This is a genomic window from Pseudonocardia sp. OZ21 (assembly GCF_059359135.1).
Genome location: NZ_JCADBN010000003.1, coordinates 388,958 through 415,956, shown reverse-complemented (window position 1 = coordinate 415,956; position 26,999 = coordinate 388,958). Strand labels below are relative to the sequence as shown.

At 71.4% G+C, this 26,999-nt stretch carries 24 protein-coding genes; 12 read left to right on the top strand and 12 right to left on the bottom strand.

The window, feature by feature from the left end:
- Positions 1-47 precede the first annotated feature (47 nt).
- From murJ to AC5L35_RS08785, 3 genes are read right to left on the bottom strand one after another with little or no spacing between them, the layout of a single operon-like run.
- Positions 48-1,709, bottom strand: a complete 1,662-nt coding sequence (gene murJ / locus AC5L35_RS08795) for a murein biosynthesis integral membrane protein MurJ (RefSeq protein ID WP_495059055.1) — start codon at positions 1,707-1,709, stop codon at positions 48-50.
- A complete protein-coding gene (locus AC5L35_RS08790; protein WP_495059054.1) occupies positions 1,706-4,243 on the bottom strand; it encodes a DUF6049 family protein in 2,538 nt (845 codons plus the stop codon). The genes murJ and AC5L35_RS08790 overlap by 4 nt, the downstream gene beginning before the upstream one ends.
- On the bottom strand, positions 4,240-4,734 hold the full coding sequence (locus tag AC5L35_RS08785; RefSeq protein WP_169400212.1) for an NUDIX domain-containing protein: 495 nt from the start codon (positions 4,732-4,734) through the stop codon (positions 4,240-4,242). The genes AC5L35_RS08790 and AC5L35_RS08785 overlap by 4 nt, the downstream gene beginning before the upstream one ends.
- Positions 4,735-4,832: 98 nt before the next feature.
- Here AC5L35_RS08785 and AC5L35_RS08780 point away from each other — a divergent pair, with 98 nt between their 5' ends.
- Positions 4,833-6,299: a CCA tRNA nucleotidyltransferase gene (locus AC5L35_RS08780; protein WP_495059053.1), complete on the top strand. Its 1,467-nt coding sequence runs from the start codon at positions 4,833-4,835 to the stop codon at positions 6,297-6,299.
- Between the two features lie 6 nt (positions 6,300-6,305).
- Here AC5L35_RS08780 and AC5L35_RS08775 read toward each other — a convergent pair whose 3' ends face one another.
- The gene (locus AC5L35_RS08775; protein WP_495059052.1) at positions 6,306-7,637 is read right to left on the bottom strand and encodes an MFS transporter; all 1,332 of its coding nucleotides are present in this window, start codon (positions 7,635-7,637) and stop codon (positions 6,306-6,308) included.
- 33 nt (positions 7,638-7,670) lie between these two features.
- On the opposite strand from AC5L35_RS08775, the gene AC5L35_RS08770 reads away from it, so the two are divergent.
- The gene (locus AC5L35_RS08770) at positions 7,671-8,279 is read left to right on the top strand and encodes a YqgE/AlgH family protein (protein ID WP_495059051.1); all 609 of its coding nucleotides are present in this window, start codon (positions 7,671-7,673) and stop codon (positions 8,277-8,279) included.
- 24 nt (positions 8,280-8,303) lie between these two features.
- Here AC5L35_RS08770 and AC5L35_RS08765 read toward each other — a convergent pair whose 3' ends face one another.
- Positions 8,304-8,762, bottom strand: a complete 459-nt coding sequence (locus AC5L35_RS08765; RefSeq protein WP_495059050.1) for an SdpI family protein — start codon at positions 8,760-8,762, stop codon at positions 8,304-8,306.
- Between the two features lie 234 nt (positions 8,763-8,996).
- Between AC5L35_RS08765 and leuS the strand changes: the two genes are divergently transcribed.
- On the top strand, positions 8,997-11,897 hold the full coding sequence (leuS, locus tag AC5L35_RS08760; protein WP_495059049.1) for a leucine--tRNA ligase: 2,901 nt from the start codon (positions 8,997-8,999) through the stop codon (positions 11,895-11,897).
- Positions 11,898-11,910: 13 nt separating this feature from the next.
- Here the strand turns inward: leuS and AC5L35_RS08755 are convergent, their stop codons facing one another.
- The 4 genes from AC5L35_RS08755 to AC5L35_RS08740 form a co-directional block, all read right to left on the bottom strand.
- A complete protein-coding gene (locus tag AC5L35_RS08755) occupies positions 11,911-12,609 on the bottom strand; it encodes an SDR family oxidoreductase (protein ID WP_495059048.1) in 699 nt (232 codons plus the stop codon).
- Between the two features lie 108 nt (positions 12,610-12,717).
- A complete protein-coding gene (locus tag AC5L35_RS08750; protein WP_495059263.1) occupies positions 12,718-13,290 on the bottom strand; it encodes a C40 family peptidase in 573 nt (190 codons plus the stop codon).
- 538 nt (positions 13,291-13,828) lie between these two features.
- On the bottom strand, positions 13,829-14,908 hold the full coding sequence (locus tag AC5L35_RS08745; RefSeq protein ID WP_495059047.1) for an inositol-3-phosphate synthase: 1,080 nt from the start codon (positions 14,906-14,908) through the stop codon (positions 13,829-13,831).
- 13 nt (positions 14,909-14,921) lie between these two features.
- Positions 14,922-15,542, bottom strand: a complete 621-nt coding sequence (locus AC5L35_RS08740; RefSeq protein ID WP_495059046.1) for a PadR family transcriptional regulator — start codon at positions 15,540-15,542, stop codon at positions 14,922-14,924.
- 150 nt (positions 15,543-15,692) lie between these two features.
- On the opposite strand from AC5L35_RS08740, the gene AC5L35_RS08735 reads away from it, so the two are divergent.
- The 3 genes from AC5L35_RS08735 to AC5L35_RS08725 all read left to right on the top strand — a co-directional run bounded on the left by AC5L35_RS08735 (position 15,693) and on the right by AC5L35_RS08725 (position 20,456).
- The gene (locus tag AC5L35_RS08735) at positions 15,693-16,109 is read left to right on the top strand and encodes a DUF5318 domain-containing protein (RefSeq protein WP_169400625.1); all 417 of its coding nucleotides are present in this window, start codon (positions 15,693-15,695) and stop codon (positions 16,107-16,109) included.
- A 397-nt stretch (positions 16,110-16,506) separates the two neighbouring features.
- On the top strand, positions 16,507-18,888 hold the full coding sequence (locus AC5L35_RS08730) for a transglycosylase domain-containing protein (RefSeq protein WP_495059045.1): 2,382 nt from the start codon (positions 16,507-16,509) through the stop codon (positions 18,886-18,888).
- A gap of 74 nt (positions 18,889-18,962) precedes the next feature.
- Positions 18,963-20,456: a glycosyltransferase family 87 protein gene (locus AC5L35_RS08725; protein WP_495059044.1), complete on the top strand. Its 1,494-nt coding sequence runs from the start codon at positions 18,963-18,965 to the stop codon at positions 20,454-20,456.
- A gap of 9 nt (positions 20,457-20,465) precedes the next feature.
- On the opposite strand, the gene AC5L35_RS08720 is transcribed toward AC5L35_RS08725, so the two are convergent.
- Positions 20,466-21,275 carry an N-acyl homoserine lactonase family protein gene (locus AC5L35_RS08720; RefSeq protein WP_495059043.1) on the bottom strand — a complete coding sequence of 270 codons (810 nt, stop codon included), beginning with the start codon at positions 21,273-21,275 and terminating at the stop codon, positions 20,466-20,468.
- 92 nt (positions 21,276-21,367) lie between these two features.
- On the opposite strand from AC5L35_RS08720, the gene AC5L35_RS08715 reads away from it, so the two are divergent.
- Both AC5L35_RS08715 and AC5L35_RS08710 read left to right on the top strand, forming a co-directional pair.
- Positions 21,368-22,066: a hypothetical protein gene (locus AC5L35_RS08715; RefSeq protein WP_495059042.1), complete on the top strand. Its 699-nt coding sequence runs from the start codon at positions 21,368-21,370 to the stop codon at positions 22,064-22,066.
- A 50-nt stretch (positions 22,067-22,116) separates the two neighbouring features.
- The gene (locus AC5L35_RS08710) at positions 22,117-22,710 is read left to right on the top strand and encodes an NUDIX hydrolase (protein WP_495059041.1); all 594 of its coding nucleotides are present in this window, start codon (positions 22,117-22,119) and stop codon (positions 22,708-22,710) included.
- Between the two features lie 16 nt (positions 22,711-22,726).
- Here AC5L35_RS08710 and AC5L35_RS08705 read toward each other — a convergent pair whose 3' ends face one another.
- Together AC5L35_RS08705 and AC5L35_RS08700 are read right to left on the bottom strand one after the other, a co-directional pair.
- A complete protein-coding gene (locus AC5L35_RS08705) occupies positions 22,727-24,112 on the bottom strand; it encodes a glycosyltransferase family 87 protein (protein ID WP_495059040.1) in 1,386 nt (461 codons plus the stop codon).
- Between the two features lie 40 nt (positions 24,113-24,152).
- Positions 24,153-24,923: a deoxyribonuclease IV gene (locus tag AC5L35_RS08700; RefSeq protein WP_495059039.1), complete on the bottom strand. Its 771-nt coding sequence runs from the start codon at positions 24,921-24,923 to the stop codon at positions 24,153-24,155.
- A 306-nt stretch (positions 24,924-25,229) separates the two neighbouring features.
- Between AC5L35_RS08700 and rpsF the strand changes: the two genes are divergently transcribed.
- From rpsF to rplI, 4 genes are read left to right on the top strand one after another with little or no spacing between them, the layout of a single operon-like run.
- A complete protein-coding gene (rpsF, locus tag AC5L35_RS08695; protein ID WP_495059038.1) occupies positions 25,230-25,550 on the top strand; it encodes a 30S ribosomal protein S6 in 321 nt (106 codons plus the stop codon).
- A gap of 10 nt (positions 25,551-25,560) precedes the next feature.
- Positions 25,561-26,061, top strand: a complete 501-nt coding sequence (locus AC5L35_RS08690; RefSeq protein ID WP_495059037.1) for a single-stranded DNA-binding protein — start codon at positions 25,561-25,563, stop codon at positions 26,059-26,061.
- Between the two features lie 57 nt (positions 26,062-26,118).
- Entirely contained in the window at positions 26,119-26,355 is a 237-nt protein-coding gene (rpsR, locus tag AC5L35_RS08685; RefSeq protein ID WP_094923024.1) for a 30S ribosomal protein S18, read from the top strand.
- A gap of 43 nt (positions 26,356-26,398) precedes the next feature.
- The gene (gene rplI / locus AC5L35_RS08680; protein ID WP_495059036.1) at positions 26,399-26,848 is read left to right on the top strand and encodes a 50S ribosomal protein L9; all 450 of its coding nucleotides are present in this window, start codon (positions 26,399-26,401) and stop codon (positions 26,846-26,848) included.
- Positions 26,849-26,999: the final 151 nt, after the last annotated feature.

Sequence of the window (26,999 nt, the reverse complement as noted above, 5' to 3'; positions counted from 1 at the left end):
ACCTCCCCAGACACCGCGAACCACTCCCGCCCCACTCGAAGGGTACGTCAGGGGGAGGCCCTACGCCGAGGTTTGCGCCGGTCGACGAGCCGTTCGAGGCGAGCGAGCGCGGAGTCTATTTCGCGCACTCGTAGCAGCTTCATCGCGATCAGGGTCAGAATCGCCATCACGACCGCTGCCACCGCGAGCTCGATCCACGCTCTCGCCAACGGCGAAAGCTCCGCGAGCATCCGGTCGAGCAGGGTGACGGCCCCGAGAGCGAGCAGCCCGGCTGCGACCGAGGCGAGGAGTGACCGGCCCACGGTGCCCAGCACCTGCCCCGTCGGCACCCGGCCCAACCGGCGCCGCAGGAACACCTGGCCGACCACGGCGCCGGCCACGAACGACACGGCGTTGGCCGCAGCGAGCCCGAGCACGATGTCCTGCGGGGGCAGCAGGACCGGGCACAGCAGCAGCAGTGGCACCTTGACCGCGACGGTGAACAGCTGGATGAACGTGGGGGTCCGGCTGTCGGTGAGCGCGTAGAACACCCGCAGTTGCAGCATCGTGACGCCGTAGGGCAGCAACCCGAAGGCGGAGACCGCGATGGTGGTGCCGAGCAGGGTGGCGCCGTCCAGGTTCGCCTGCCGGAGCCCGAACAGCGCGACTCCGACCTCCGTGCCGAAGATCGTGAGCAGCACCGAGATCGGCACGAGGAACACCGCGGAGAGCCTTGTGCCGAGTGACAGGTCCGCCACGACGTCCTGGGTCCGGCCCTCGGCGGCGGAGCGGCTCATCCGCGGCATCAGCGCCGTGAGCAGCGAGACGCCGAGCACCCCGTAGGGCACCTGGAGGAGCAGCCAGGCGTTCGCGTAGACGGCGTACGCCCCCTGGTCAGCGGCGAAGGCCACCCGGGAGGTGATGATCAGCCCGGCCTGGCCGATCAGCACGTACGCCGTGACCCACACGGCGAGCCCGCCCGCGGTGGTGAGTCGTGGGTCCCAGCCCCACACCGGGCGGTAGCGGAACCCGGCTCGGCGCACCGCCGGGATCAGGACGACCGTCTGCACGGCGATCCCGAGTGTGGTGCCGAGACCGAGCACGAGCAGGCGCGCGCCCTCCGGCACCACCATGTAGACCGCGACGACCCCGATGACGACGACGTTGTTGAGCACCGGGGCCCAGGCGAACGCGCCGAACGCGCCCCGGCTGTTGAGGATCGAGCCGAGCAGCGCGCCCATGCCGTAGAAGAAGATCTGCGGCAGCAGCATGTAGGCGAGCGTCGTGGCGAGCGCCGGGTCGGCCGTGCCCGTGCTCTGGCTGCCGATGTAGATGCGGGTCAGCAGGGGCGCCGCGAGCATGGCGACCGCGGTGGCCACCACCAGCGCGATCCCGGCGAGGGTGAGCAGCTTGCGGGTGTAGGCCTCGCCGCCGTCGCGGTCCTCGGTCTGGGCACGCACCAGCAGCGGGATCATCACGCTGGTCAGCACGCCGCCGATCAGGAACTCGTAGACGATGTTGGGCAGCGTGTTCGACAGCGTGTACGAGTCGTTGATGATCGTGGCGCCCAGCACCGTGAACAGCGCGACCTGTCGCAGGAACCCGGTGATCCGGCTGACCAGGCTCGCGACCGCCATGAGGCTGCTGGACCGCCCGAGCGACGGCTCCTTCCGCGGCGTCACGACCACCAACTGCTCCGTGGGGCTGTCGTCCGGAACGGGGTTGGTCACGGGCTGGGGACGCGGGGCGGCTGCGGGCCGCGACCCGGGGGGCGGGGCGGGCCGTCGGGCCGGGGGTGGGGCACCGGGAGGCGGTCGGTGACCTCGAGGGGGTCCGGGAACGGGTCGCCCGTCTTCGACGGGGGGACCCGCCCAGGGCCCGGGGGACCAGGGTGGTCCGGGCGGGGGCGCAGCGGCTCCGGGCGGCCGTCCGTCTCCGGTGCCGGACGGCCCCGGCCCGGTTCGCCGCGGACCCGCCGGAGTATCCGACGGACCGCCAGCACCACGAGCAGTCCGCCCGCGCTCGCCGTCAGCCACACGGTGATGGTGCCGTAAGCGGTGGACCGCACCCGCAGGCGGCTCGGTGGTCCGAGCAGTTCTCCACCCGGAGTGCGTACCGCGGCCTGGACGATGAACTGGCCCGAGCGCGTGACCTCGGCGCTCACCCGTACCTGCCGCCTGCCGAGTGGTGGCACCTGCTGGGGCGGGATCGGCGCCACGCGCAGGCCTGCCGACGGGAGGATCTGGACGTGGACCTCGACCGTGACCGGCAACCCGTTCGCGACGGTGATCAGGATCGGGGCGTCGGAGGTCCCGAGCGAGTACGGACTCGGTGGCTCCAGCACGCGCACCGATGCCCGCAGTTCGGCCACCCTCGCCGCGCCGGCGGTGGCTGACGCGGTGGCGGCGGCAGGCCGGCCCCGCCAGGCCGCCGAGACCGGCCGGGCGAGGCCGAGCCGGAGCGGGTCGAACGCGTCGTCGGGGCTGACTCCCACGCCGGAGCGCGGTACCGCGGCAGAGCTCAGGTCCTCGATGTCGCGTGCGGTCTCGCCGACGATGTCGACCGCGCTGCCGGGGATCTCACTGCCGCCCGCCCGCAAGGGGTAGGCGGGCGCCAGCGGGGCGGTCCCGGCAGGCGGACCTGCTGAGAGCACCCCGTCGAGCGCGCGGGGCACGATCCGGCGAGCCTCGATGAGCTGGTCGACGGTGGCGAGCAGCGCGTCGGCTCCGTCGCCCTCGACCGCCCACTGGTGTGGCGGTGCGAGCACGAGTGGGCCGGGAGCGGCGGTCCCGTCCGGCGCCTCCTCCGTGCGGAAGGTGAGGGCGCCGATGAGGTCCTGGGTGGACAGCGGACCGACCGTGCCTGCCGGGGTGGTCGACACCACGGCACCGCCGCGGCCGGGGTCGGGGCCGGAGAAGCTGCTGGGCCCGGAGGCGGCGCGGGTGAGCAGCGGATCGGTCAGCACCGCGAACTGGGGCAGGCTTCCGCCTGCGATGGGAACCACGCCGCTGTGACGCTGCACGCGGCCCTGGTCGACGCCGTCCGCGGAGAGCACCAGTGAACGGCCGTCGGCCTCGGCGATCCGGTCCAGCGCGGGGTCGTCGGCCACGCCTCCGACGGGCCACGTGACGCCGGGCACGACCGTGTTGTGCAGGACGTCGGACAGGACCTGCCTGCCCTCCCGGATCGTCGTCGTCGCGAGGTCCCCGAGCCCACCTCTCGTCAGAGCGACGAGATCTGCATCCGCGTACGGCAGCGCGATCACACAGCCGCCCTTCGCCACCGCTTCGAGACTGTCCAGCCAGCGCCCCGCCACCTCGGCACCCGTCCCGGGCACCGGGCCGCCGCCACCGGGCCGCTCGACCTCGTACCCCGCGCGCATCAGGGACGCCGTCTCCACGAGATCGGGGTCGATGGCCAGGCAGGTGGCCGCCCGCACGCTGGACCCCGGAGGCGCGCTCGTGGTGAGCGCCGAGACGAGGCTGCCGAGCCTGCCGCCGGGAGCCATGGACGCGGCGAGGTCGTCGTCGGTGAGCAGGGTGGGCTCGCCCGGCACCGTCGCCACCAGCCGCGGGGTGTCGGTGATCGGGAACAGCAGCGAGAACGGGATCGCCGCGCCCGCGGGAGGCGGAGGAACGCTGCCCGCCCCGTCGGGGGCAGGCGGCAGCGACATCACGGGCAGCAGCATCCGGACCGCGGCCAGTCGCGCCCGCTGGCCGTCGCGCGGCACCCCGTTGACGTTGACGAGCAGCTCGTGCACCCCGACGGAGTCGAGAGCGAGGCTCGTACCGGGCGCGCCCCGGAGCGGCACGGTCAGCCGGATCGGCATCTGGCCACGCGGTGCGAGCTCCCCGGGGAGCCCGGTGAACTGGGGGGTGACCGCATCGGTGCTCGCGTCGCCGTCCAGGGCGTCGCGGAGCGCGCCCTCCGTGCCCAGCGGTTCGCCGCGCTGCACGCGGATCACCAGGTCCCCGATCGGCTGGTCGCCGGTGTTCGTCAGTGTGCCGGCGAGGGTGAGGATGCGGGGCCCCGCCGTGGTGACGACGCGCGGGGTGAGCTGCGTCAGGTCCAGTCGCAGCGGCCCGGCGGCCCCGTCCGGATCCAGCTGGAACGGGAACTGTAGGGGCGCGGCCCGGGCCGGAGATGCGTACGCCGGGGTGGCCGACGGCCCTACGAGCAGCAGTCCCGTCAGTGCCAGCCCCGTCAGCGCCAGCGCCGTGAGCATCCGAACCGGGATCGCGACCAGGGTCGCGATCGGCTTCACGCCGTCTCCTCCAGGAGCTCCGTGGCCCGCCGGATCAAGCGTCGCTCGTCGGCGTAGGCCAGCCGCGACTCGAGCTCCTCGAGCGGCACCCAGGCCACCTCGGAGACTTCGACGTCGGAGTCGGACAGTTCGCCGCCGAGGGCGCGCAGCAGGAAGTGGTGCACGGTCTTGTGCACGCGCCGGTCCTCGGCGACGAACCAGAAGTCGATGGTGCCCAGTGGTGCGACCACGCGGCCGATGATGCCGGTCTCCTCCTCGACCTCTCTCACCGCCGCCTCCTCGGCCGTCTCACCGGCCTCGATGTGGCCCTTGGGCAACGACCACAGCAGCCGTCCCCGCCGGTCCAGCCGCCCGATCACCGCGGCCGTGCCCGATGCGGGGTCCACCACGAGCCCACCTGCCGACGTCTCGTCGACAGTCCGCAGCCGCCGCCTGCGATCCGAAGGGCGGCTCGCGCGGCGCCCCCCGGAACGGCCGCGGGATGTGGACATGCGGCGATCGTATCGAGCAGACCGGTTCCGGTGCCCGGCCAGCGCCGGGCCACCATCCTCGTCGCTGCGTCCGACCCGGGCGCCTACACTGGCCCGCCGTGTCCGCAGCAGCCCTGGCGTCCGGTGCCGTTCCCCCCGACCTCGTTCGTGCCCAGGAGAATGCGGTCGTGGAGATGGTGCAGATCGGGCCGGTCGCGGAGGAGCTGGCGGCCCGCTTCGCCCTGGCCGGCCACCGCCTCTACCTCGTCGGCGGCAGCGTCCGCGACGCCCTTCTCGGGCGCGAGTCCGGCGACCTCGACTTCACCACCGACGCGCGGCCAGACGCGGTACTCGCGGTGCTCGCCGGCTGGGCCGACGCGGTCTGGGACACCGGCATCGCCTTCGGCACCGTCGGGGCGCGCAAGCGCGGCGACACCGTGGAGATCACCACGTTCCGGGCCGACGCCTACGACCGCGTCACCCGCAACCCGGTGGTCGCCTTCGGCGACACCATCGAGGACGATCTCGTGCGCCGCGACTTCACCGTCAACGCGATGGCGGTGGAGCTCACCGGCGACGAGCGCCGCTTCGTCGACCCGCACGGTGGGCTCGCCGCGCTCGCGGCGGGGGTCCTCGACACGCCTGCGACGCCGGAGGAGTCCTTCGCCGACGACCCGCTGCGGATGCTGCGGGCCGCCCGCTTCGTCTCCCAGCTGGGGCTGGCGCCCGCCCCCCGGGTCCTCACGGCCATGACCGCGATGGCGGCCGAGCTGCGCCGGATCACCCGCGAGCGGGTGCAGGTGGAGCTCACCAAGCTGATCTGCGGCACGTACCCGCGCCGGGCGGTCGAGCTGATGGTCGACACCGGGCTGGCCGAGCAGGTGCTGCCGGAGGTGCCGGCCATGCGGCTGGCCGTCGACGAGCACATGCAGCACAAGGACGTCTACACGCACTCGCTGGTCGTCATGGAGCAGGCGATCGAGCGCGAGGAGCCAGGCAGCCCGGATCTCGTGCTGCGCCTCGCGGCCCTGCTGCACGACATCGGCAAGCCCGACACCCGGCGCAAGGAACCCGACGGGCGCGTCAGCTTCCACCACCACGAGGTGGTCGGGGCGAAGATGGTGCGGCGGCGGCTCCGCGAGCTGCGCTATCCCAAGGCCGTCATCGACGACGTCGCCCAGCTCGTGTTCCTGCACCTGCGGTTCCACGGCTACGGCACCGGCGAGTGGACCGACTCCGCGGTACGGCGCTACGTCGCCGACGCAGGGCCCCTGCTCGACCGGCTGCACAAGCTCGTGCGGTCCGACTGCACCACCCGCAACCGACGCCGCGCGGCCACGCTGCAGCGCAGCTACGACTCCCTCGAGAACCGGATCGCAGAGCTGCGCAAGCAGGAGCAGCTCGACGCGATCCGTCCCGACCTGGACGGCAACGCGATCATGGAGCTGCTCGGCGTCCCGCCCGGCCCGCTCGTCGGAAAGGCCTACAAGCACCTCCTCGCCGTGCGCATGGAGCGCGGCCCGCTGTCGCGTGAGGACGCGGAGGCCGAGCTCCGCATCTGGGCGACCGAGAACGGCGTGGGCTGACGGCGGTCAGGCCTCGCGGGTGCGCCGCAGTTGCTGGTCGTGGGCCAGCAGCCCCAGCAGGTAGAGGGCGGCCGCCGCGCCCAGGAGCCACGGGGCGTAGCCGTCGGGCGGGCTGAGCAGGGCGGCGACGGCCACCGCGAGCACGTAACCGACGTTGAACACGATGTCGTACAGGGCGAACACCCGGCCGAGGAACCCGTCGCCCGCCTCGCTCTGCACCGCGGCGTCGGTGCACAGCTTCACGATCTGGCCCGTGGCGCCGAGCACGAACGCCGCCGCCAGCACGGCGGGAGCGGAGAGCAGCAGCGCCAGGGCGACCTGCGTGACGGTGGCGACCACCAGCGCCGTGCGGATCGTGCGGGGACGGCCCCAGCGCCGCACCATCCACGGCGCGAGCAGCGCCGCGACCCCGAGACCCGCTGCGCCGAGCAGGACGGCCTCGCCGATGCCCGCCAGCCCGGCGCGGAACAGGCCGCTGTCGGTGAACGCGTACCGGAAGAGCAGCAGCGACAGCAGTGTGGTGATGCCGATGGACAGCCGGTGGGCCGCCAGCGCGAGGAAGGACGCGGCCACCGAGGGGGTGGCGGCGGTGGCGCGTACCCCGTCGGCGAGCCCGTGCAGGACGGTGACGGCGGTGCGGCTGCCCGGGTCGGTCCGGTCGGGCCCGAGCGACCCGCGGCTGAACCCCGCAGCCAGCGCGGCGGCGAGCAGCGACCCGACCACGGCCACCAGCGTGGTGATCGCCGAGCCGGTGTCGTCGGGCCCGACGATCGCGCGGATCCCGATCGCGCTGGCCCCGCCGAGCGCGGCCATGCCGGCGCCCACGGTGACCGCGAAGGTGTTGGCCTCGACCAGGTGCCGCCGGGGGACGACGTGCGGGAGCGCCACCGACAGGCCCGAGTTGACGAACCGGCTGACCCCGGCGACGGCGAGTGCGGCCAGGTACAGGCCCGGACCGGAGACGCCGGTGAAGACCGTGGCTGCGACCACGACGATGAGCGCTGCCCGCACGACGTTGGCCGTCATCAGCACGCGCTTGCGGTCCCAGCGGTCCAGCAGCGCCCCGGCGAACGGGCCGATCAACGAGTACGGGAGCAGCAGCACGGCCAGCCCGGCGGCGACGGCGATCGGATCGGCCTGCCGCTCGGGGTTGAAGAGGACCGCGCCGCCGAGTGCGGCCTGGAACACGCCGTCGGCCCATTGTGTGGCGAAGCGCACGGCGAGAAGGCGACGGAGGCCGTGGGTGCGGACGAGCCGGGCGAAACCCAGTCGCTCGGTCGCCTCGGTCGCGGCTTTTCCAGCGGCGACCGGCGGCGTCGGTGGTCCCGATGTCGGCACGGGCGAAGGCTACGCGGACTGCCGGATGCGACGATGGACCGCGTGGTGGACGACCGCTCGGGCTCTGGTGCTTCTCCTGGTTCCGAGCCGGGGCCGGGCAGCCTGCTCGTTGCTGCGCCGGGGCTGCAGGATCCCAACTTCCACCGCACGGTGATCTTCATGATCGAGCACCGGGACCGGGGCAGTCTCGGCGTCGTGCTGAACCGGCCGAGCGAGGTCCCGGTGCGCGACGTGCTGCCTGCCTGGGCGCCGCTGTCCGCGCAGCCCAGCGCGGTGTTCGTCGGTGGTCCGGTGGAGGGGGAGACGGCGCTCTGCCTCGGGGCGGTGCGCACCGGCCTCCACCCGGGCAACCTGGAAGGGCTGGTGCGGGTGCGCGGTCCGGTGGTCCTGGTCGACCTCGACACCGATCCGGCGGCGATCGGCCCGAGTCTGCGTGGCCTGCGCGTGTTCGCCGGCTACTCGGGCTGGGACGCGGGACAGCTCGCCGGGGAGATCGACCGTGGTGACTGGATCGTGGTCCCTGCGCTGCCCGACGACGTGCTGTCCGGCCACGACGCCGCGCTGTGGGGCCACGTGCTGCGCAGGCAGGGCATGCCCCTGTCGCTGCTGGCGACCTACCCGTCCGACGTCCGGCACAACTGACGGCCGGCGCTCGGCGAGGCGGGGTCAGCCCTGTTCGGCGCCGCTCGGGACACTGGTGGCCGTGTCGCGGCAACCGGCCACGAGGTCGCATCCGGCGCACGTGCCCGAGCAGCCGGACGGCCCGGCGGCCGGCGGGGCCACGGAGGTTGCGGCGCGGTCGCCCACGACACCGGCGACGCCGGCGAGCCCGAGCGTCCCGACGACCGCCACGGCGAGCACCACCCAGCCGAGCACGCCACCCGCTCCCGAGAGCAGCACCGCTCCGCCCGCCACCGCGATCGCACCCGCGGCGGCGGCAGGCGTGGCCGCTGCCCTGTTGCCGATGACGAACGCGGCGTGCGAGCTCAGGGTCGTCTCCGTGCGGACCCCGATCCAGGCGTTGCGGCGCAGGCGCGAGCGGGCGCCGAGCACGGCGACGGCGATGAGCGCGAGCCCGGCCAGCACGAGCAGCGAACCGAGGACCAGACGGAGTGACTGCGGCACGTGGCCAGCCTAGTGCGGTGGCCACGAACGCCGGTGGACGTTTGTGGCCGCCGCACTAGACGAACCCGGGCGCGGGACCTGCGTCAGCGGAGTTACCCTGAAGGCGTGGCCCATCGACTCCTCGTCGAGGCCGCGTCGCAGTAGCAGCACCCGGCGCGGCCGACCCCTCATGCCCCGAGCGGCAGGGGGGTCTTCTGGTTTTCGGGCCGACTAGACACCTCCCAGGAGTGGGACATGAGCACGGACACGACCGCAGTTGCGCCGGAGCGCGCCGACGGCCCAGCCGACGACGGGGCGCTGCCCTACCGGTACAACGCGCGGCTGGCCGCGCAGATCGAGCGTCGCTGGCAGGACCGGTGGGAGAGCGAGGGCACCTTCCACGCCCCCAACCCGTCGGGTCCGTGGGCCGATCCGGCCGCCACCGCTGGCGAGAAGGTCTACCTGCTCGACATGTTCCCGTACCCGTCGGGCTCCGGGCTGCACGTCGGTCACCCGTTGGGATTCATCGGCACGGACGTGCTGGGGCGCTACCTGCGGATGAACGGCCGCACGGTGCTGCACGCGATGGGCTTCGACGCGTTCGGGCTGCCCGCCGAGCAGTACGCCGTGCAGACGGGCACCCATCCGCGTAAGACCACCGAGGAGAACATCCAGCGCTACAAGGCGCAGCTGCGCAGGCTGGGCCTGGGCCACGACGAGCGCCGCTCGGTGGCCACCACCGACGTCGAGTTCTACCGGTGGACGCAGTGGATCTTCCTGCAGATCTACAACTCCTGGTACGACGAGGCGCAGCAGAAGGCGCGTCCGATCGCGGACCTGGAGGCCGAGTACGCCGACGGCACCCGAACCGCTCCCGACGGGCGGGCCTGGAGCGAGCTGACGGGCGTGGAACGGCGCCGGGTGGTCGACGGGCACCGGCTGGCCTACATCTCGGAGGCGCCGGTGAACTGGTGCCCGGGGCTGGGCACGGTGCTGGCCAACGAGGAGGTCACCGCCGACGGCCGCAGCGAGCGGGGCAACTTCCCCGTGTTCCGGCGCAACCTGAAGCAGTGGATGATGCGGATCACCGCCTACGCCGACCGGCTGGCGGCCGATCTGGACCGGCTGGACTGGCCCGACTCGGTCAAGGCGATGCAGCGCAACTGGATCGGCCGCTCCGAGGGCGCGCAGGTCCGCTTCCCAGTCACCGGCGTCGGCACACCGATCGAGGTCTTCACCACCCGCCCCGACACCCTGTTCGGCGCCACCTACATGGTGCTGGCGCCCGAGCACCCGCTGGTCGACGCGATCACCCCCGAGGCGTGGCCCGCCGATGTCGATGCGCGCTGGACCGGCGGGGCCGCCACGCCGCGCGAGGCCGTCACCGGCTACCGGGACGCGGCGGCGCGCAAGTCGGAGCTGGACCGGCAGGAGAACCGGGAGAAGACCGGCGTCTTCACCGGCGCCTACGCCACCAACCCGGTGAACGGGCAGCCGATCCCGGTCTTCGTCGCCGACTACGTGCTGATGGGCTACGGCACCGGCGCGATCATGGCGGTGCCTGCGCAGGACCAGCGCGACTGGGACTTCGCCACGACCTTCGGCCTGCCGATCACCCGCACCGTGCAGCCGAGCGACGGCTGGGACGGCGAGGCCTTCACGGGCGACGGCGCGGCGATCAACTCGGCCAACGACGAGATCAGCCTGAACGGCCTGGGCGTCACCGACGCCAAGCGCGCGATCATCGACTGGCTGGCGGCCCGGGAGTCCGGTGAGTCGGTCGTCCAGTACAAGCTGCGCGACTGGCTGTTCTCCCGGCAGCGGTACTGGGGCGAGCCGTTCCCGATCGCGTGGGACACCGACGGCCTGCCGGTTCCGCTGCCGGACGACCAGCTGCCCGTCGAGCTGCCCGAGATCGACGACTACTCCCCGAAGACGTACGACCCCGACGACGCCGACACCGAGCCGGAGCCGCCGCTGTCGCGGGCCGAGGACTGGGTGGCGGTCGACCTGGACCTCGGGGACGGCCCGCAGCGCTACCGCCGCGAGACCAACACGATGCCGCAGTGGGCCGGTTCGTGCTGGTACTACCTGCGCTACCTGGACCCGGAGAACGCCGAGCGCTTCGTCGATCCCGAGGTCGAGCGGTACTGGCTGGGCAAGGACCCGTCCCGCGGTCCGGGCGACCCCGGCGGCGTCGACCTGTACGTCGGTGGCGTCGAGCACGCGGTGCTGCACCTGCTGTACGCCCGGTTCTGGCACAAGGTGCTCTACGACCTGGGCTACGTCACCTCCGAGGAGCCGTTCCGGCGGCTGTTCAACCAGGGCTACATCCAGGCGTTCGCCTACACCGACGCGCGTGGCACCTACGTTCCCGCCGAGGAGGTCGTGGAGGTCGTCGACCCCGACGGCACCCCTGGTTTCACGTGGAACGGACAGCCGGTGCGCCGGGAGTACGGGAAGATGGGCAAGTCGCTGCGCAACGTGGTGACTCCCGACGAGATGTGCGAGCGCTACGGCGCCGACACCTTCCGCCTGTACGAGATGTCGACGGGGCCGATGGACGTCTCCCGTCCGTGGTCCACCCGCGACGTCGTGGGTTCGCAGCGGTTCCTGCAGCGCGTGTGGCGCAACCTGGTCGACGAGCACACCGGCACGGCCCGCGTCACCGACGAGGAGCCCGACGTCGAGACGCTGCGTGCGCTGCACCGGGCGATCGCCGGCGTGCACGCCGACTTCGCGGCGCTGCACTACAACACGGCGGCGGCCAAGCTCATCGAGCTGAACAACCACCTGACCAAGACCTACGGCACCACCGGTGTGCCGCGGAGCGTCGCCGAGCAGCTGGTGCTGATGATGGCGCCGCTGACGCCGCACGTCGCCGAGGAGCTGTGGACGCTGCTGGGCCACGAGGGCTCGCTGGCCCACGGTCCGTTCCCGGTGGCCGACGAGCAGTACCTGCTGGCCGACACCGTCGAGTACCCGATCCAGGTCAACGGCAAGGTGCGTGGCCGGATCACCGTTGCGGCGGACGCGGGTACGGACGTGGTGGAGGCAGCCGCGCTGGCGGAGGAGAAGGTCGCCGCCCTCCTGGACGGCCGCACTCCCCGCAAGGTCATCGTGGTGCCCGGCCGCCTCGTCAACGTGGTGGTCTAAGAGGGTTCATGGGTCAGCCTGCGGCCGGCCGCAGCACGAGCTCGGTGAGGGCGGCGTCGTCGGGCGCCGTCACGGCCAGCAGCACGGCCCCGGCCACCGACTCCGGCCGCAGGTAGGCCTCCGGCCGGTACTCGCCTCCCTCCTGGGCGACGACGTGGCGCTGCATCCCGGTGTCGACGCGGCCGCAGTGCAGCGAGGTGACCCGCAGACCGTTCGGGGCCTCCTCGGCCCGCAGCGCGTCGGCGAACGCCCGCAGGGCGAACTTGCTGGCCGCGTAGGAGGCCCAGCCCGGGTTGGCGGCGAGGCCTGCGCCGGAGTTCAGCAGCACGACCCGTCCCCGTGCGGCCCGGAGCGCAGGCAGCAACAACCTGGTCAGCTCGGCCACCGCGACGACGTTCACCTCGAACTGGCGTCGCCAGGTGGCCACGGAGGTGTCGGCGACGGTGCCGAGTGCACTCATGCCGGCGGAGTGCACCAGCACGTCGAGGCGCTCGACGCCACCTGCCGCCTCGGCCAGCGCCGCGGTGTCGGTGAGTTCGACGGGCCATGGGCGCGCGCCCGGTAGCTCGGCCGCCAGTGCTTTCAGCGCCTCCGTGTCCCGGCCACCGAGCAGCAGATCATGCCCGGGAGCGAGCGCCCTCGCCACGGCGGCGCCGATGCCGCGGGACGCCCCGGTGACCAGGGCGAGAGGACGTAGGTCGAGCTCCGTCACGGCCGCGCACTCTACGACCGTCCTGACCTGCTCCTACCTCCGGGGACGCCGGTCCGCCCGGCCGTGGGCGGGAGAACCCCGCGAGACGGGCGGACCGCGCGTCGCTGGTCAGATCCGGCGGGCGCCGTTGAACGGCATGGCGTTGATGTTCGAGACCTTGACCGGAGTCCTCGAGTTCACCGCGTTCACGACCTTGCCGCCGCCGATGTAGATGCCGACGTGGCTGACGGGCCTGTAGAAGAAGACCAGGTCACCGGGGCGGAGGTCGGACTTCGAGACCGGTCTGCCCACCCTGGACATCGCACGGCTGTTGCGGGGCAGGGAGACGCCGGCGTTCTTGAAGGCCCAGCTGACCAGTCCTGAGCAGTCGAAGGCGTTGGGGCCGGTGGCGCCCCAGCGGTACGGGGCACCGATCTTGCTCATCGCGTGGCCGACGGCTCTCGCCGCGACGGCGCTGGGCCTGGACAGGGCGACGGTTTCCACCGGCAGCGCGACGGTGGCGGGGGAGTTCACCGGCGCTTCGGGGGTCGCTGCGAGTTCTGGTGCTGCTGCAGGTGCTGCTGTGGGTGCTGCGGTGGGGGCGGCCACGCCGTTGAGGGCGGGCAGGACGCCGACGAGAGCGGCGGCAGCGGTGGCGGTGGCCGTGATGGCGGCGCGGGTTGCCAGAGCAGGGATGTGCATGGGCACGGATGCGGTTCCTCGGGGTGAGCACCGCCCGACGCACGGCCGCCGAACCGGGGAGCTGGCGGCGTCAACGGGGAGCGAGTACGCACAGCCGCCGATGTTTCCGGCCGTGCCACACCCCGCCCGTCAGACGGTGACCCTGCGTCCACCGCTCCGGGTGAGCGGCGGTGCCGGCAGGGCCGTCCGAGACGCTACGAAGGCGTTTCACCAAATCGGCATGACGTATCTCTCAAGAAAGCAACCCTGCTGTGTGATCGTGATCACCGCAATTTCCACCCGAATAGTGGAGTGTCGCGATGGTGATCTTCCACCCGGGATCGGCAATTGTGTGGATCATCCTCGGCCTACCGTCGGCCAGGGGGCCATTGGCGTTGCCAATGATCCGAAAGAGTGAAAATCAATTGCGTTATGAAATGAAGTTGATCGCACGAAAAGGTTGTGCCCGCGGAACGAAAAAAGCCCGGTACAGCCGACCGGCCCCGGGCGCGGCAGGTGCCGCGGCCGGGGCCGGTCGGTGCGAGGGATGGCGGGTTCGTCAGCGCTCCCGCTCGCCGCGGATGAACTCCTCCACGGCCCGCCGGGCCTCGTCGTCGCTGTACTGCTCCGGCGGCGACTTCATGAAGTAGCTCGACGGCGACAGCAGCGGGCCGCCGATGCCCCGGTCCTTGGCGATCTTCGCCGCGCGCACGGCGTCGATGATGATGCCGGCCGAGTTGGGCGAGTCCCATACCTCGAGCTTGTACTCCATGTTCAGCGGCACGTCCCCGAAAGCGCGGCCCTCGAGCCGCACGTACGCCCACTTGCGGTCGTCGAGCCACGCCACGTAGTCCGACGGTCCGATATGGACATTGTCCTTACCGAGATCCCGGTCGACCTGCGACGTGACCGACTGCGTCTTGGAGACCTTCTTCGACTCCAGCCGCTCGAGCTCCTTCATGTTCAGGAAGTCCATGTTCCCGCCCACGTTGAGCTGCATGGTGCGGTCGAGCTGAACGCCGCGGTCCTCGAAGAGCTTCGCCAGCACCCGGTGGGTGATGGTGGCGCCGACCTGGCTCTTGATGTCGTCACCCACGATGGGCACGCCCGCCACGCGGAACTTCTCGGCCCACACGGGGTCGGAGGCGATGAACACCGGTAGTGCGTTGACGAACGCCACGCCTGCGTCGATGGCGGCCTGCGCGTAGAACCGGTCGGCCGCCTCGCTTCCCACCGGGAGGTAGGACACGAGTACGTCGGCTCCGGTGTCCCGGAGCACCTGCGCGACGTCGACCGGCTGCTCGTCGGACTCCGTGATGGTCTCCCGGTAGAACCGGCCCAGCCCGTCGAGCGTGTGCCCACGCTGCACCGGTACGTCGAGCGGCGGCACGTCGGCGATCTTGATCGTGTTGTTCTCGCTTGCGCCGATGGCCTCGGAGAGGTCACGACCGACCTTCTTGGCGTCCACGTCGAAGGCGGCGACGAACGTGATGTCCCGGACGTGATAGCCGCCGAAGTCGACGTGCATCAGCCCAGGAACGCGGGTGGACGCGTCGGCGTCCGCGTAGTAGTGAACGCCCTGTACGAGCGACGCTGCGCAGTTCCCGACGCCGACGACGGCGACACGGACCTGAGTCATGGCCGGCTCCTCCTCATGTTTCGGTGTGCCCAGGCCCTGGCTCGCGGGTCCCTGGGTGGTCGGTATCCGAGTGGTGATCGGCAGCGTCGCCGGTGGCGCTGTCCTGCTGCGCTCGCTCGGTGGCGATCAGCTCGTTGAGCCAGCGCACCTCGCGCTCGCTCGAGTCGAGACCGAGCTGGTGCAGCTCCCTGGTATAGCGGTCGATCTGTGCACCTGCCTTGGCCAGCGTGGACCGCAGTCCCTCGCGGCGTTCCTCGACGGCTCGCCTGCGGCCCTCGAGGATCCGCATCCGGGCCTCTGCCGGGGTGCGGGAGAAGAAGGCGAGGTGCACGCCGAAGCTCTCGTCGTCCCACGACTGGGGGCCGGACTCGGTCAGCAGCTCCGCGAAGCGCTCCTTGCCCTCCGCGGTGATGCGGTAGACGCGCCGGGCGCGCCGGGACCACGCGCCCGGCTCGGGCGCCTGCTCCGGATCCTCGACGATCAGGCCGGCGCGCGTCAGGCGACGCAGCGCCGGGTAGAGCGAGCCGTAGGAGAAAACCCGGAACCCGCCCAGCCGCAACCCGAGCTGTTTGCGCAGTTCGTAGCCGTGTACCGGGGCCTCGTGCAGCAGACCGAGGATCGCCAGCTCCAGCACGACGACCCACCTGCCTCTCTGCCCGATGCCGACGCCCATTGTATCGGCTCGATACATCTACCCGCTGTGTCGAGAAGTACGCCACCCACTGAACGAGTGCACCGGAGGCGTTCTCAACAGGGGGCGTGACAGCCCGCGTACCCTGGCCGGGTGCGCACCCAGCGACAGGTGGTCGACTACGCGTTGCAGCGTCGGGCGCTGCTCGCAGAGGTCCACTCCGGTCGGGTCGGGGTTGCCGAGGTCTGCGACGCCAGCCCGTACCTGCTCCGAGCCGCGCGGTTCCACGGTGAGCCGACCGACCAGACCTGTCCGGTCTGCCGCAAGGAGCGGCTCACGCAGGTCTCGTGGATCTTCGGCGACGCGCTCAAGCACGCGGCCGGGTCGGCCCGCAAGCCCGAGGAGATCGAGCAACTGGCGAACTCCTACGCCGATTTCTCCGTCTACGTGGTGGAGGTCTGCCGCACCTGTAGCTGGAACCATCTCGTGCTGTCCTACGTCATGGGCACTGGTGACGCTCCCCCCACCAGTGGTCGCAGATCCGACCGACGCAGGACCGCCGCCGAGTGACCGACTCCCCCACCCCCGAACCTCCGGAGCACCGGTGAGTGATCAGCACCACCCCCGGTTCGGCATGGTCGGGGGCCCCGGCCAGATGCCGCCGGGTGCCCCTGGTCCCCGATCCGGCCCTCCGCCACGGCCCCCGATGCCTGGCGGCCCGCTCCCCGGTGGGCGTCCCATGCCGCCGCATGGCGCCCCGCCGCCCGGAGCCCCTCGTCCCGGAGCCCAGCAGCCGAGGCCGCCGCACCCGGGAGCGCCTTATCCGCCTCCCCCCGGCGCGCCCCAGCGCGGCCGGGCCCCCGCTGCGCCTCCGCCCGGACCCGCCCCACCGCAGCGCTACCGCCCGGACGGCCCACCCGTACCGCAGCAGCCCGGCGGGCCCAGGGCTCCGTACACGTCCGGGGACATGCCACTGCTCACCCACGACGAGACCGGTGCCGCCTCGGTGGCGAGGGAGGGTGCCCTCGCTCTCGCCGAACGAACGGCGACGACCGGGGGGACCGGACCGGGCACGCCGGTGCCGCCGTCCGGCAAGCGCAGCCGGTGGCGTCGCATCCGCCGGATTCTCTACGTCCTGCTCGGTCTGGCGGTGATCGGCCCGTTCCTCGCCTTCGCCGTCGGCTGGATGATCTTCGACGTGCCCACGTCGGACGAGGCGACGCTCACCCAGGTCGCCACGTTCACCTTCGCCGACGGTCAGCCGCTGGCCACGGTGCGGCCCGAGAACGTCAACCGGGTGAAGGTCACGCTCGACCGGATTCCCCTGCAGACCCGTCAGGCCGTGGTGGCCACCGAGGACAACACCTTCTACTCGAACCCCGGCTTCGACATCACGGGCATCTTCCGCGCGGTCTACAACCAGCTCACCGGTGGGATCGGCGGCGGTTCGACGATCACCCAGCAGTACATCAAGGTGTCCACCGGCCACGACGAGGTCTCATTGCTGCGCAAGTACAAGGAGGTCGTGCTCGCGGTGAAGATCTCCCGCGAGCAGACCAAGGACCAGATCCTCGAGAACTACCTCAACACCATCTACCTCGGCCGTGGCGCCTACGGGATCCAGGCTGCGGCGAAGGCCTACTTCGACAAGGACGTCAAGGACCTGACGGTCTCCGAGAGCGCGATGCTGGCCGGCATCATCTCGGCGCCGTCCGCGTACGACCCCGCCAAGAGCGAGCAGAAGTCGACGGATCGCTGGAACAGGGCCCTCGACCGGATGGTGGAGAACAAGTACCTCACCCCGGCCGAACGCGCTCAGCAGACGTTCCCCACCAACTGGCTCCCTGAGCCGCCGCAGCTGGGCGGAGTGCCCGGCGACGACCGCTACCACATCTACGACAAGGCCGTCGGGGAGCTCGCGGCCAAGGGGATCACCGAGGACCAGATCGACACCGAGGGCCTCACGATCACCACCACGGTGCAGCAGCCACGGCAGGAGCAGGCCGTCAAGGCGATCAAGAAGGTGATGGAGGGCCAGCCCGACAACCTGCGTTCTGCGCTGGTCTCCGTCGACCCCAAGACGGGCGCGATCCTGGCGTACTACGGCGGAGCCAACGGCCTCGGCACCGACTACGCCAACGCCATGCGCCAGCCCGGGTCGTCGTTCAAGCCGTTCGTGCTGTCCGCGGCGCTGCAGAGCAACAAGGGCATCGGACTGGGCTCCACCTACGACGGCTCCTCGCCTCAACAGTTCGACGGTGGGGTCACCGTCAGCAACTCCGAGGGCTTCAACTGCGACGAGTGCACGGTGCAGACGGCCATGACGAAGTCGATCAACACGATCTTCTATCGGATGGCGGTCGATGTCGGCACCCAGCGCGTGGCCGATGCAGCCCACCAGGCCGGCATCCCCCAGGACGTGGAGCTCACTGCCCGCGGTGGTATCGCGCTCGGTGACTCGGAGGTCCACCCGGTGGACATGGCGTCGGCGTTCGCGACGTTCGCCGACGACGGACAGCGGCACGAGCCCTACATCGTCGCGAAGGTCGTCGCGGCCGATGGCCGGGTGCTCTACGACCGCGGGGAGGCCGCAGGCGAGCAGGCGGTCCCCGAGCAGGTGGCGCGCAACGTCACCGAGTCGATGATCGATGTCGCGAGCAGTTCCAGAATCGCGCTGTCGGACGGTAGGCCGGTCGCGGCCAAGACGGGCACCGTGCAGGCGGACAAGCCGGGCCAGAACAAGGACGCGTGGACGGTCGGGTACACGCCGTCCGTCTCCACCGCCGTCTGGGTCGGCAGCGACAACAGCGACCCGATCAAGAACGCCTCCGGTAGCCCCATCTTCGGGCGCATGCTGCCCGGGTCGATCTGGCAGGAGTTCATGAACGACGCCCTGCGCGGCACGCCGAAGGAGCAGTTCTCGAAGTTCGTGCCGCTGGGCAAGCCCCCGGCTGCCGACCCCAGCACCAACGCCTCGGGCGCCCCGCCCACCTCGGGTTCGCCGCAGAGCGGGTCACCGTCGACGGACGACGAGGACGACAACAACGGTCGTGGCGACTCGAACGGCAACGGGAACGGCAACGGCAACGGCAACTCTGACGACGATTCGGACAACCCGTTCGGGGTCCTGCCGGGCGACGGTGGCAACAACGGCAACAACAACGACGGCAACGGCAACGGCAACAACAACGACGGCAACGGCAACAACAGCGACGGCAACGGCAACGGCAGCGGCAACGGAGGCGGGGGCAACCCGCGCGGCGGGGACAGCAACGACCAACCCACCGGAGGCAGCGGCGACAGCGGTCGCAACGCGCCGGCGAACAACCCGGCCGGGTCCACGCGGTGACCGGAGCCGGGCGGGGGGCAGGGCGGCCTCCCGCGCCGCCCACCCGGGTCGTCCCGACCTGGACCGATCCGTTCGTGGCCACCGCCAGCCGGATCGTGGGCGGTCCGCTGGGCCGGCACGCCCTGATCGGCCGCAGCGCGTTCTGGACGCCGCTGCGTGCGGTGCTGCTCCTCGCCGTGGTCGTGCTGGCGCTGGGCTGGCTCGGTAAGGCGCCCTGCCTGCAGCAGGGCCCGTCATCGGACGGCGGCCTGATGCTCGACTGGCGCAACGGCCGCCAGTACGTCGCGATGTGCTACTCGGACACCGTCCCGCTGTACGGGGTCGAGGGTCTCGACAGCGGGGCGGTGCCCTACCGGGACTCGTGGGTCGAGAACGGCGGCACCCCGTCCGAGCAGGTGCGCTACATGGAGTACCCGGTCCTCACCGGGTACTTCCAGTACGCCAACGCGCGCCTCGCCGACGGCTGGCTGTGGCTCGCCAAGCAGGTGCAGACCCTCCCGACAGCACTACCCGTCGTCGTGTACTTCAACATCTCGGCGATCTGGCTGGCCATGGCCTGGCTCGTGGTGGTGTGGGGGGTGCGCATGCTGCGCCCGTCCCGGCCGTGGGACGCGGCACTGGTTGCGGTGTCGCCACTCGTGGTGGTGCATGCGTTCACCAACTTCGACACGCTCGCGGTCGCATGCGCCACGCTGGGCCTTCTCGCGTTGGCCCGCCGGAACCCCGGGCTCGCCGGCGTACTGCTGGGGATCGGCGGGGCCTTCAAGGCCTACCCGCTGCTACTGCTGCTTCCGATCGTGCTCGTTGCGTTCCGCCGCCGCGACGCGGCCACCGGCATCACCACGGCCGTGGCGGCCGTCGTCACGTGGGTGATGATCAACGCGCCGGTCGCGGTGACGTTCACGCAAGGTTGGTGGGAGTTCTTCCGGCTCAACCAGACGCGGCCTGCCGACCCCGACTCGCTCTACTTCGTCGTCTCGTACTTCACGGGTTGGCCTGGTTTCGACGGTCAACTGGCATCGGGACAGCCGCCCACGGTGCTCAACACGGTGAGCGCCGTGCTGTTCGTGCTGTGCTGTGCCGGACTCGCCGTGCTGGCCTGGCGGGCACCGCAGCCCCCGCGGCTGGCGTCGCTGGCGTTTCTCGTTGTGGCCGCGTTCCTGCTGGTCAACAAGGTGTGGAGCCCGCAGTACTCGCTGTGGCTGGTACCTCTCGCGGTGCTCGCGCTCCCGCGGTGGCGGCTGCTCTTGGCCTGGATGCTGATCGACGCGCTGGTCTGGGTGCCGCGGATGTTCTACTACCTCACCCCCGCGTCGAAGGGGTTGCCGCCGGACTGGTTCCTCGGAGCCGTCGTGCTCCGCGACGCGATGGTCGTGCTCCTGTGTGTGCTGGTCGTGCGGTCCGTCCTGCGGCCCGAGACGGATCCGGTGCGGGCGGTGCGGTTGCGCGGCCCGGACCGGGACGACCCGGACTGGCCCCCGCTGCCGAGGTCGACACGGTCGGAGCCGTACCCGTTCCGGGCCGGCACCGTGTCTCCCGGTGCCGATCCGGCCCGGAACGGTTCCTGACCGTTCGCGTCACCCCAGTACGACGGCCACCTGTCCGGCGCGTCCTGCCGCGGCGGGGAAACGCTCGCGCGTGCGGGCGTCATGGCCCGGAACGACCGTGGCCCCGAACTCGTCGGCCATCCGGTTGATCGTGTCCAGGCCTTCCCGCATCTCGTCGAGGTCGGTGAAGGCGAAGAACGGCCATCCGTGCTGGATCTGCTCGTAGAAATGGGCCGCGTCGGAGGCGAGCACCAGTGGCCCGCGTGCCGTCTGCACGGTGACGACCAACTCACCAGGGCAGTGGCCGCCCACCGGGTGCACCGCCACCGAGGGACCCACCCTGGCGGGTTCCCGCACCAGCCGGAGGCGACCGGCGTCATCGGCCCGTTCCACGACGGCGAGGTCGGCCTCGGTGGTGAACTCGCCGCCGAGTGCGCCGCTGTCCCGCTTGGCGAACCAGTAGTCGTACTCGGCCCCGCCGGAGACCACCTCCGCCGCCGTGAACAGGCCCAGGTGACCGATGTGGTCGTAGTGGAAGTGGCTGGTGATCACCCGGGCGACGGAGGCGGGGTCGATCTCCAGCAGTTCGAGACATTCCGGCGTGGTGGTCACCGGGATCTCGCCGAGCCAGTCGCGGGCGGCCACGTCGTATCCGGTGTCGACGAGGGTGATGCCGTCGTCGTCCCGGATGACCCAGAAGTTGTAGTCCATGTCGAGCCAGCCGTCGGGGTCGCCGTAGGACCCGTAGTCGTGGAAGACGTCGCTGCGGCGGACGCGGCGCTCGGCGTACCTCACCGAGAGCACCTCGCCGGCCGGCGCCAGCACAGCCGGATCGATCATTCAGACCTCCATGTCCGATCATCAGACTGTCGTACAGTCGGTTCAGCCTAACCGACCGCACGCTAGCCTCGGCGTCATGTTTGATGCGCGGCGTGCGGAGGTTCTCCGCGTTCCAGGGGTTCTTCGAGGGCGCGGGCAGCGGTGGGGAGCAGGCCGTTCGGCTGTTCCACGACGTGGTCGGCTCGGTGCCTGCCTACCGTGAGTTCCTCCGCGAGCACGAGGTCGACCCGGCGTCGATCCGGACGCTCGCGGACTTCCGTGGGCTCCCGTTGATGACCAAGGACACCTACCACCGGCGCTACCCGCTGCCTGATCTCTGCCGCGGCGGCCGGATCGAGGACAGCGACATGATCGCGGTGTCCTCCGGCTCGACCGGCCGTCCCAGCATCTGGCCGTGCTCGCTCGTCGACGAACTGCACATCGTCCGCCGCTTCGAGGAGATCTTCCGGGACGGCTTCCAGGCGGACGGCCGCAGCACCCTCGCCGTGATCTGCTTCCCGTTGGGCACCTGGGTCGGCGGGTTGTTCACCGCATCCTGCGTCCGCCACCTGGCGGCCAAGGGATACCCGATCACGGTGGTCGCGCCGGGCAGTACCGTCGACACGGCATCCTCCACGGCCGATGTGGCCGAGTCGATCCGGAAGCAACTGCCGCGGACCAACAGCGAGTACGCGCACTACGTCCCCGTGGACCGGCAGCTGCCCCAGGTCGACCTGCGCGAGCTGGGCGACCCCGAGTACTTCCCGGTGGGCGTGAAGCACCGGTACACCCGCCCCGGCCCGGGCACCTGACGGCGGCTCGGCACAGGACGGCGAGGTGGCCGGTGGGGCACGATCAGGAGATGGACAGCCTGCGATCCCGTGTCGCCGATGCCCTGCGCCGGTTCGAACGGCGCCCGGCCGACCGGCCGGACCTCAAACCGGCCTCGGTCGCGATCGCGCTGATCGAGCCGGGCCCGGCGTTCCTGCTCACGCGCCGCGCCTCGACGTTGCGGGGGCACGCCGGCCAGTGGGCACTGCCGGGCGGGCGCACCGAGCCCGGTGAGACGTACGGCGATGCGGCGCGGCGCGAGCTCGCCGAGGAGCTCGGGCTGGAGCTCGGCGAGGAGGCCGAGCTCGGTCTGCTGGACGACTACCCCACCCGGTCCGGCTACGTCATCACGCCCGTTGTCCTGTGGGCGGGCACCGACCCTGCGCTGCACCCGAGCCCGGCCGAGGTGAGTGAGCTGCACCGGGTGCCACTCGAGCTGATCGACGTCGAACCGCGGTTCCTCACCATTCCCGAGTCGGACGCCCCGGTGATCCAGCTGCCGCTGTTCGGCCGGTTCGTGCACGCGCCCACCGGCGCGGTGCTGCACCAGTTCCGGGAGGTGGTGCTGCACGGGCGGCCCACCCGGGTGGCGCACCTGGAACAGCCGGTCTTCGCCTGGCGGTAGGTGCGCCGAGGCCTCGCTACACCGACTCCGCGAGCGGGGTGCGCCGGTTCGCTCCTCCGTCGGCGAGCCGGTCGGGGAGGCCGAGGAACACCACGAACAGCACGAGGAGGAGCACTGCGCGTCCCCAGACGCCGATCGTCACGGCCTGGGCGGCGAAGCCCTCGTAGATGCCTATCCCGACACCGGTCTTGAGCGCGTAGAACCAGCGGAAGATGCCGATGCCCATCACGAGGTCGACCATCAGGTAGCCCACGACCCACCGCCACGGCACCTGCAGCAGCACGAAGAACGGGACCAGCCACAGCGTGTACTGCGGCGAGTGCACCTTGTGCAGCAGCAGGAAGCCGCACAGCATCGCCCCGCTCACCGCCACCCACGGGTAGACGCCGTCGCGCCGCCACCGCCACCAGCCGACGGCCGCGGCCACCGCGAAGGACAGGAGCACGAGGCCGGGTGAGAGCCAGTCCATCGTGGACTGGAAGGCGACGTTGTCGGGATCGGACTCGGGGCGGAAACCCCAGTACCAGATCGAGTTGGTGGTGAGGTCGACCTTCCGCAGCTCCTGGAACGTGAACGACGCGCGCCAGCCCTGGTAGCCGGCCAGCGCGAACGGCAGGTTCACGAGGACGACGGTGCCCGCCGCTGCCAGCGCGACGCGGATCGCCGCGCCCCAGTGCAGCGTCCCCGGGCGCGAGGCCGTGAGCACGTAGAGAGCGAGGGGCAGCACGAAGGCGCCGGGGTAGAGCTTGAACGCGAAACCGAGCCCCAGCAGGACGGCGGCCACGACCCCGCGCTGGGCCAACGACCGGTCGGTGCGCCACCCGTGCACGGCGAACACGGCGCCCACCGCACAGGCCACCACGGGCAGGTCCCAGTTGTGGAACGCGTAGAGCACCAGCGGCGGGCCGAGCGCCCACACCAGCGCCCGCCAGCGGCCCAACCTGCCCAACATCCAGCCCGTGAGCAGGCCGAACGGAGACATCAGCAGGGCGGAGGCGAGCAGGAACTGGGCGTCGTTGTGGGCGAACAGCGCTCCGGCCCACATGAGCAGGCCGGTGAGCACGGGGTACTCCACCGTGCCACCGACGAGCCGCCCGTCCGGGGTGATCGAGCCGGTGAGGTACGGGAAGATGTGGTGGTCGATGTCGCGGCCCAGCCACAGGTGCTGGATGTCGGAGTAGCAGACGTCCCGGTCGATGCGCACGTCGTAGTCGGGCTGGCTCCGCCCCGCGGCATCGAACTCCGGGCCGGTGCACCGGGCCTTGTTGACGTAGCCCAGCACGAGAACCAGGCCGGTGAGCAGCACGAGCACGACCAGCATGGCCCGCCCGGCCCGGGGACCGGCCGGGAGCGCGGCTCGGAACCGGTCGGTCCGGACGGAGCCGACGGCAGTGCGTGTCACCGGCCGGCCTCCATGCCGCGCGGCACCGCCTGGGCGGGTGTCACGAACCCAGCCGCTCACGGAGGAACGCGATGTCGGCCGCCTGGCCGTCGGCCGGCGTCTCGACGACGACCGGCGCGCCTGCGGCGGAGCAGACGGCGGCCAACTGGTCGGGGTCGATCGTGCCGTCGGCGACGTTGGCGTGCCTGTCGCGCGCGGAGCCGAACTCGTCGCGGGAGTTGTTGAGGTGTACCAGGTCGATACGCCCCGTGATGGCCTTCGCCCTGTCGACGACGTCGACGAGATCCTCACCGGCGGCGAAGGCGTGGCAGGTGTCGAGGCAGAACCCGACGCCGAACTCCCCGACGCTCTCCCAGAGCCGGGCGAGGGCGTCGAACCGGCGGGCCATGGCGTTGTCGCCCCCTGCGGTGTTCTCGATGAACACCGGCACGGCGAAGCCGCCGTCGCCCATCTGCCGCTCGACGAACTTGCGCCAGTTGTCGAAGCCCGTGGCCGCGTCCTCGGCCTGCGTGACGTGGCCGCCGTGCACCACCAGCCCGATGGCGCCGACCTCGGCGGCCGCCTCCGCGTGCTGCACGACGAGCTTGCGCGACGGGATGCGGATGCGGTTGTTCAGGGACGCGAGATTGATGACGTACGGTGCGTGCACCACCACGGTGAGGTCGCCGTCGCGTAGCTGCTCGGCCTGGGGGTGTGCAGGCGGCTTCTTCCAGCCCTGTGGATCGGCCAGGAACATCTGCACGATGTCGGCCCCACGGTCGGCCGCCGTGACCAGCGGGTCGTCCTCGCGCACGTGGGCCCCGATGAGCATGCGGCCAGCGTAGTGACCGCCCCCGACACCCGTTCCCTGGCGTGGTCCGCCGGGTGCGGTCCGCAGTGTCCGCTTCCCGTCGGTGGCCCGGTCCGCGGTGCCGGAACACCGGCTCCGCCGCCGGTGGGGCGGGCACGGTCGGCAGAGTTCTCCCTGGTAGCCTCGGCACGTCGACCTGACCGGCATCCCCCTGGGTGTCGCACGCGCCGCCCGCCCGCGGGTGTCCGTTTCTGTCGGGGCTTCCTGAGAACCTCCTGTCGCGGATGGACCGCGACCGTTCCAGTCCATAGGAGGTGAGTGGTTCTCATGCGTCATTACGAGCTGATGGTCATCCTCGACCCCAGTCTGGACGAGCGCACTGTGACGCCGTCCCTGGAGACATTCCTCAACGTCGTGAAGAACGACAAGGGGACCGTCGAGAAGATCGAGGTCTGGGGCAAGCGTCGCCTCGCCTACGAGATCGCCAAGAACGCAGAGGGCATCTACGCCGTCCTCGAGGTCACCTGCGAGCCGGCCACGGTCTCCGAGCTCGACCGCCAGCTGGGGCTCAACGAGTCCGTGCTGCGCACCAAGGTGCTGCGTCGCGAGCCGAAGCGGGCACCCGCGCCCGCTGCTGCAGCGAGCTGAGGCGATCGCGATGGCCGGCGAGACCGTCATCACCGTGGTCGGCAACCTCACCGCCGACCCGGAGCTGCGCTTCACCCCGTCCGGCGCCGCAGTCGCCAACTTCACCGTTGCGGCCACGCCGCGCACCTTCGACCGCCAGTCCGGCGAGTGGAAGGACGGCGACGCCCTGTTCATGCGCTGCAACGTGTGGCGGCAGGCGGCGGAGAACGTCGCCGAGACGCTCACCCGTGGCATGCGCGTGATGGTGCAGGGCAGGCTGCGGCAGCGGAGCTTCGAGACCCGCGAGGGCGAGAAGCGCACCGTTGTCGAGCTCGAGGTCGACGAGGTCGGCCCGTCCCTCCGCTACGCCACGGCCAAGGTCAACAAGGTCAGCCGGGGTAGCGGCGGCGGTGGCTTCGGCGGCGGTTCCGGTGGTTCCGGCGGCGGCGGTGGCGCCCCCATGGACGACCCGTGGGGTTCGGCCCCGCCCGCCGGGAGCGGCCCGGCCGCCGACGACGAGCCCCCTTTCTGACAGAGACACCACTTCCCGCCCTCGTAGGCGGGTCACGAGCACAAGCAGGAGCACCCCATGGCCAAGCCCGTCCTGCGCAAGCCGAAGAAGAAGGTCTGCGCGTTCTGCAAGGACAAGGCCCAGGACATCGACTACAAGGACACCGGCCTGCTGCGGAAGTTCATCTCCGACCGCGGCAAGATCCGGGCGCGCCGGGTCACCGGCAACTGCCGTCAGCACCAGCGTGACGTCGCGGTCGCGGTCAAGAACTCCCGCGAGGTCGCGCTGCTGCCCTACACCTCGACCGCCCGCTGAGCGAGCTCGCGAGCGAACCTCAGTACAGCGGAGGACTCCCACAATGAAGCTCATCCTCACCGCCGACGTGCCCAACCTGGGCGCACCCGGCGACATCGTCGAGGTCAAGGACGGCTACGGCCGCAACTACCTGCTGCCCCGCTCGCTGGCCGTCGTGGCCACCCGCGGCGCGGAGAAGCAGGTCGCCTCGATCAGGCGGTCCCAGCAGGCCCGTCAGATCCGCGACCTCGGCCACGCCAAGGAGGTCGCCGGTCAGCTCGGCGACCTGTCCGTCACCGTCAAGGCCAAGGCGGCAGGCGACTCCGGCCGCCTGTTCGGCTCGGTCACTGCTGCTGACGTCGTCGAGGCCGTCCGGGCCGCCGGCGGTCCGCCGCTCGACCGGCGCTCCGTCGATGTGTCCGGGCAGATCAAGTCCGTCGGCACCCACGCGGTCACGGTGCGCCTGCACCCTGAGGTCACCGCCGAGCTGGACATCGCCGTCGTCGCAAGCTGACTGGTGCACATCCGTCACGATCAGTAGTCGGGGCGGGGCGCGGGCCATGAGCCCGCGTCCCGCCCCGTTCTTCTTCTGGTCGCCTTCCTGCCACCACGCCGGTTGCCCTCGGCGGCCGGTTCGGGAGAAAGTGACGAGGGCATCGCCGAGT

Excerpts from the sequence above, each read along its gene's own strand:
- AC5L35_RS08700 (WP_495059039.1), bottom strand. The coding sequence starts at position 24,923 with ATGCTCATCGGGGCCCACGTGCGCGAGGACGACCCGCTGGTCACGGCG.
- rplI (WP_495059036.1), top strand. The coding sequence starts at position 26,399 with ATGAAGCTCATCCTCACCGCCGACGTGCCCAACCTGGGCGCACCCGGC.
- leuS (WP_495059049.1), top strand. The coding sequence starts at position 8,997 with ATGAGCACGGACACGACCGCAGTTGCGCCGGAGCGCGCCGACGGCCCA.
- AC5L35_RS08770 (WP_495059051.1), top strand. The coding sequence starts at position 7,671 with ATGGACCGCGTGGTGGACGACCGCTCGGGCTCTGGTGCTTCTCCTGGT.
- AC5L35_RS08745 (WP_495059047.1), bottom strand. The coding sequence starts at position 14,908 with ATGACTCAGGTCCGTGTCGCCGTCGTCGGCGTCGGGAACTGCGCAGCG.
- AC5L35_RS08720 (WP_495059043.1), bottom strand. The coding sequence starts at position 21,275 with ATGATCGATCCGGCTGTGCTGGCGCCGGCCGGCGAGGTGCTCTCGGTG.
- AC5L35_RS08785 (WP_169400212.1), bottom strand. The coding sequence starts at position 4,734 with ATGTCCACATCCCGCGGCCGTTCCGGGGGGCGCCGCGCGAGCCGCCCT.
- AC5L35_RS08690 (WP_495059037.1), top strand. The coding sequence starts at position 25,561 with ATGGCCGGCGAGACCGTCATCACCGTGGTCGGCAACCTCACCGCCGAC.
- AC5L35_RS08730 (WP_495059045.1), top strand. The coding sequence starts at position 16,507 with ATGCCACTGCTCACCCACGACGAGACCGGTGCCGCCTCGGTGGCGAGG.
- AC5L35_RS08750 (WP_495059263.1), bottom strand. The coding sequence starts at position 13,290 with ATGCACATCCCTGCTCTGGCAACCCGCGCCGCCATCACGGCCACCGCC.
- rpsF (WP_495059038.1), top strand. The coding sequence starts at position 25,230 with ATGCGTCATTACGAGCTGATGGTCATCCTCGACCCCAGTCTGGACGAG.
- AC5L35_RS08710 (WP_495059041.1), top strand. The coding sequence starts at position 22,117 with ATGGACAGCCTGCGATCCCGTGTCGCCGATGCCCTGCGCCGGTTCGAA.
- rpsR (WP_094923024.1), top strand. The coding sequence starts at position 26,119 with ATGGCCAAGCCCGTCCTGCGCAAGCCGAAGAAGAAGGTCTGCGCGTTC.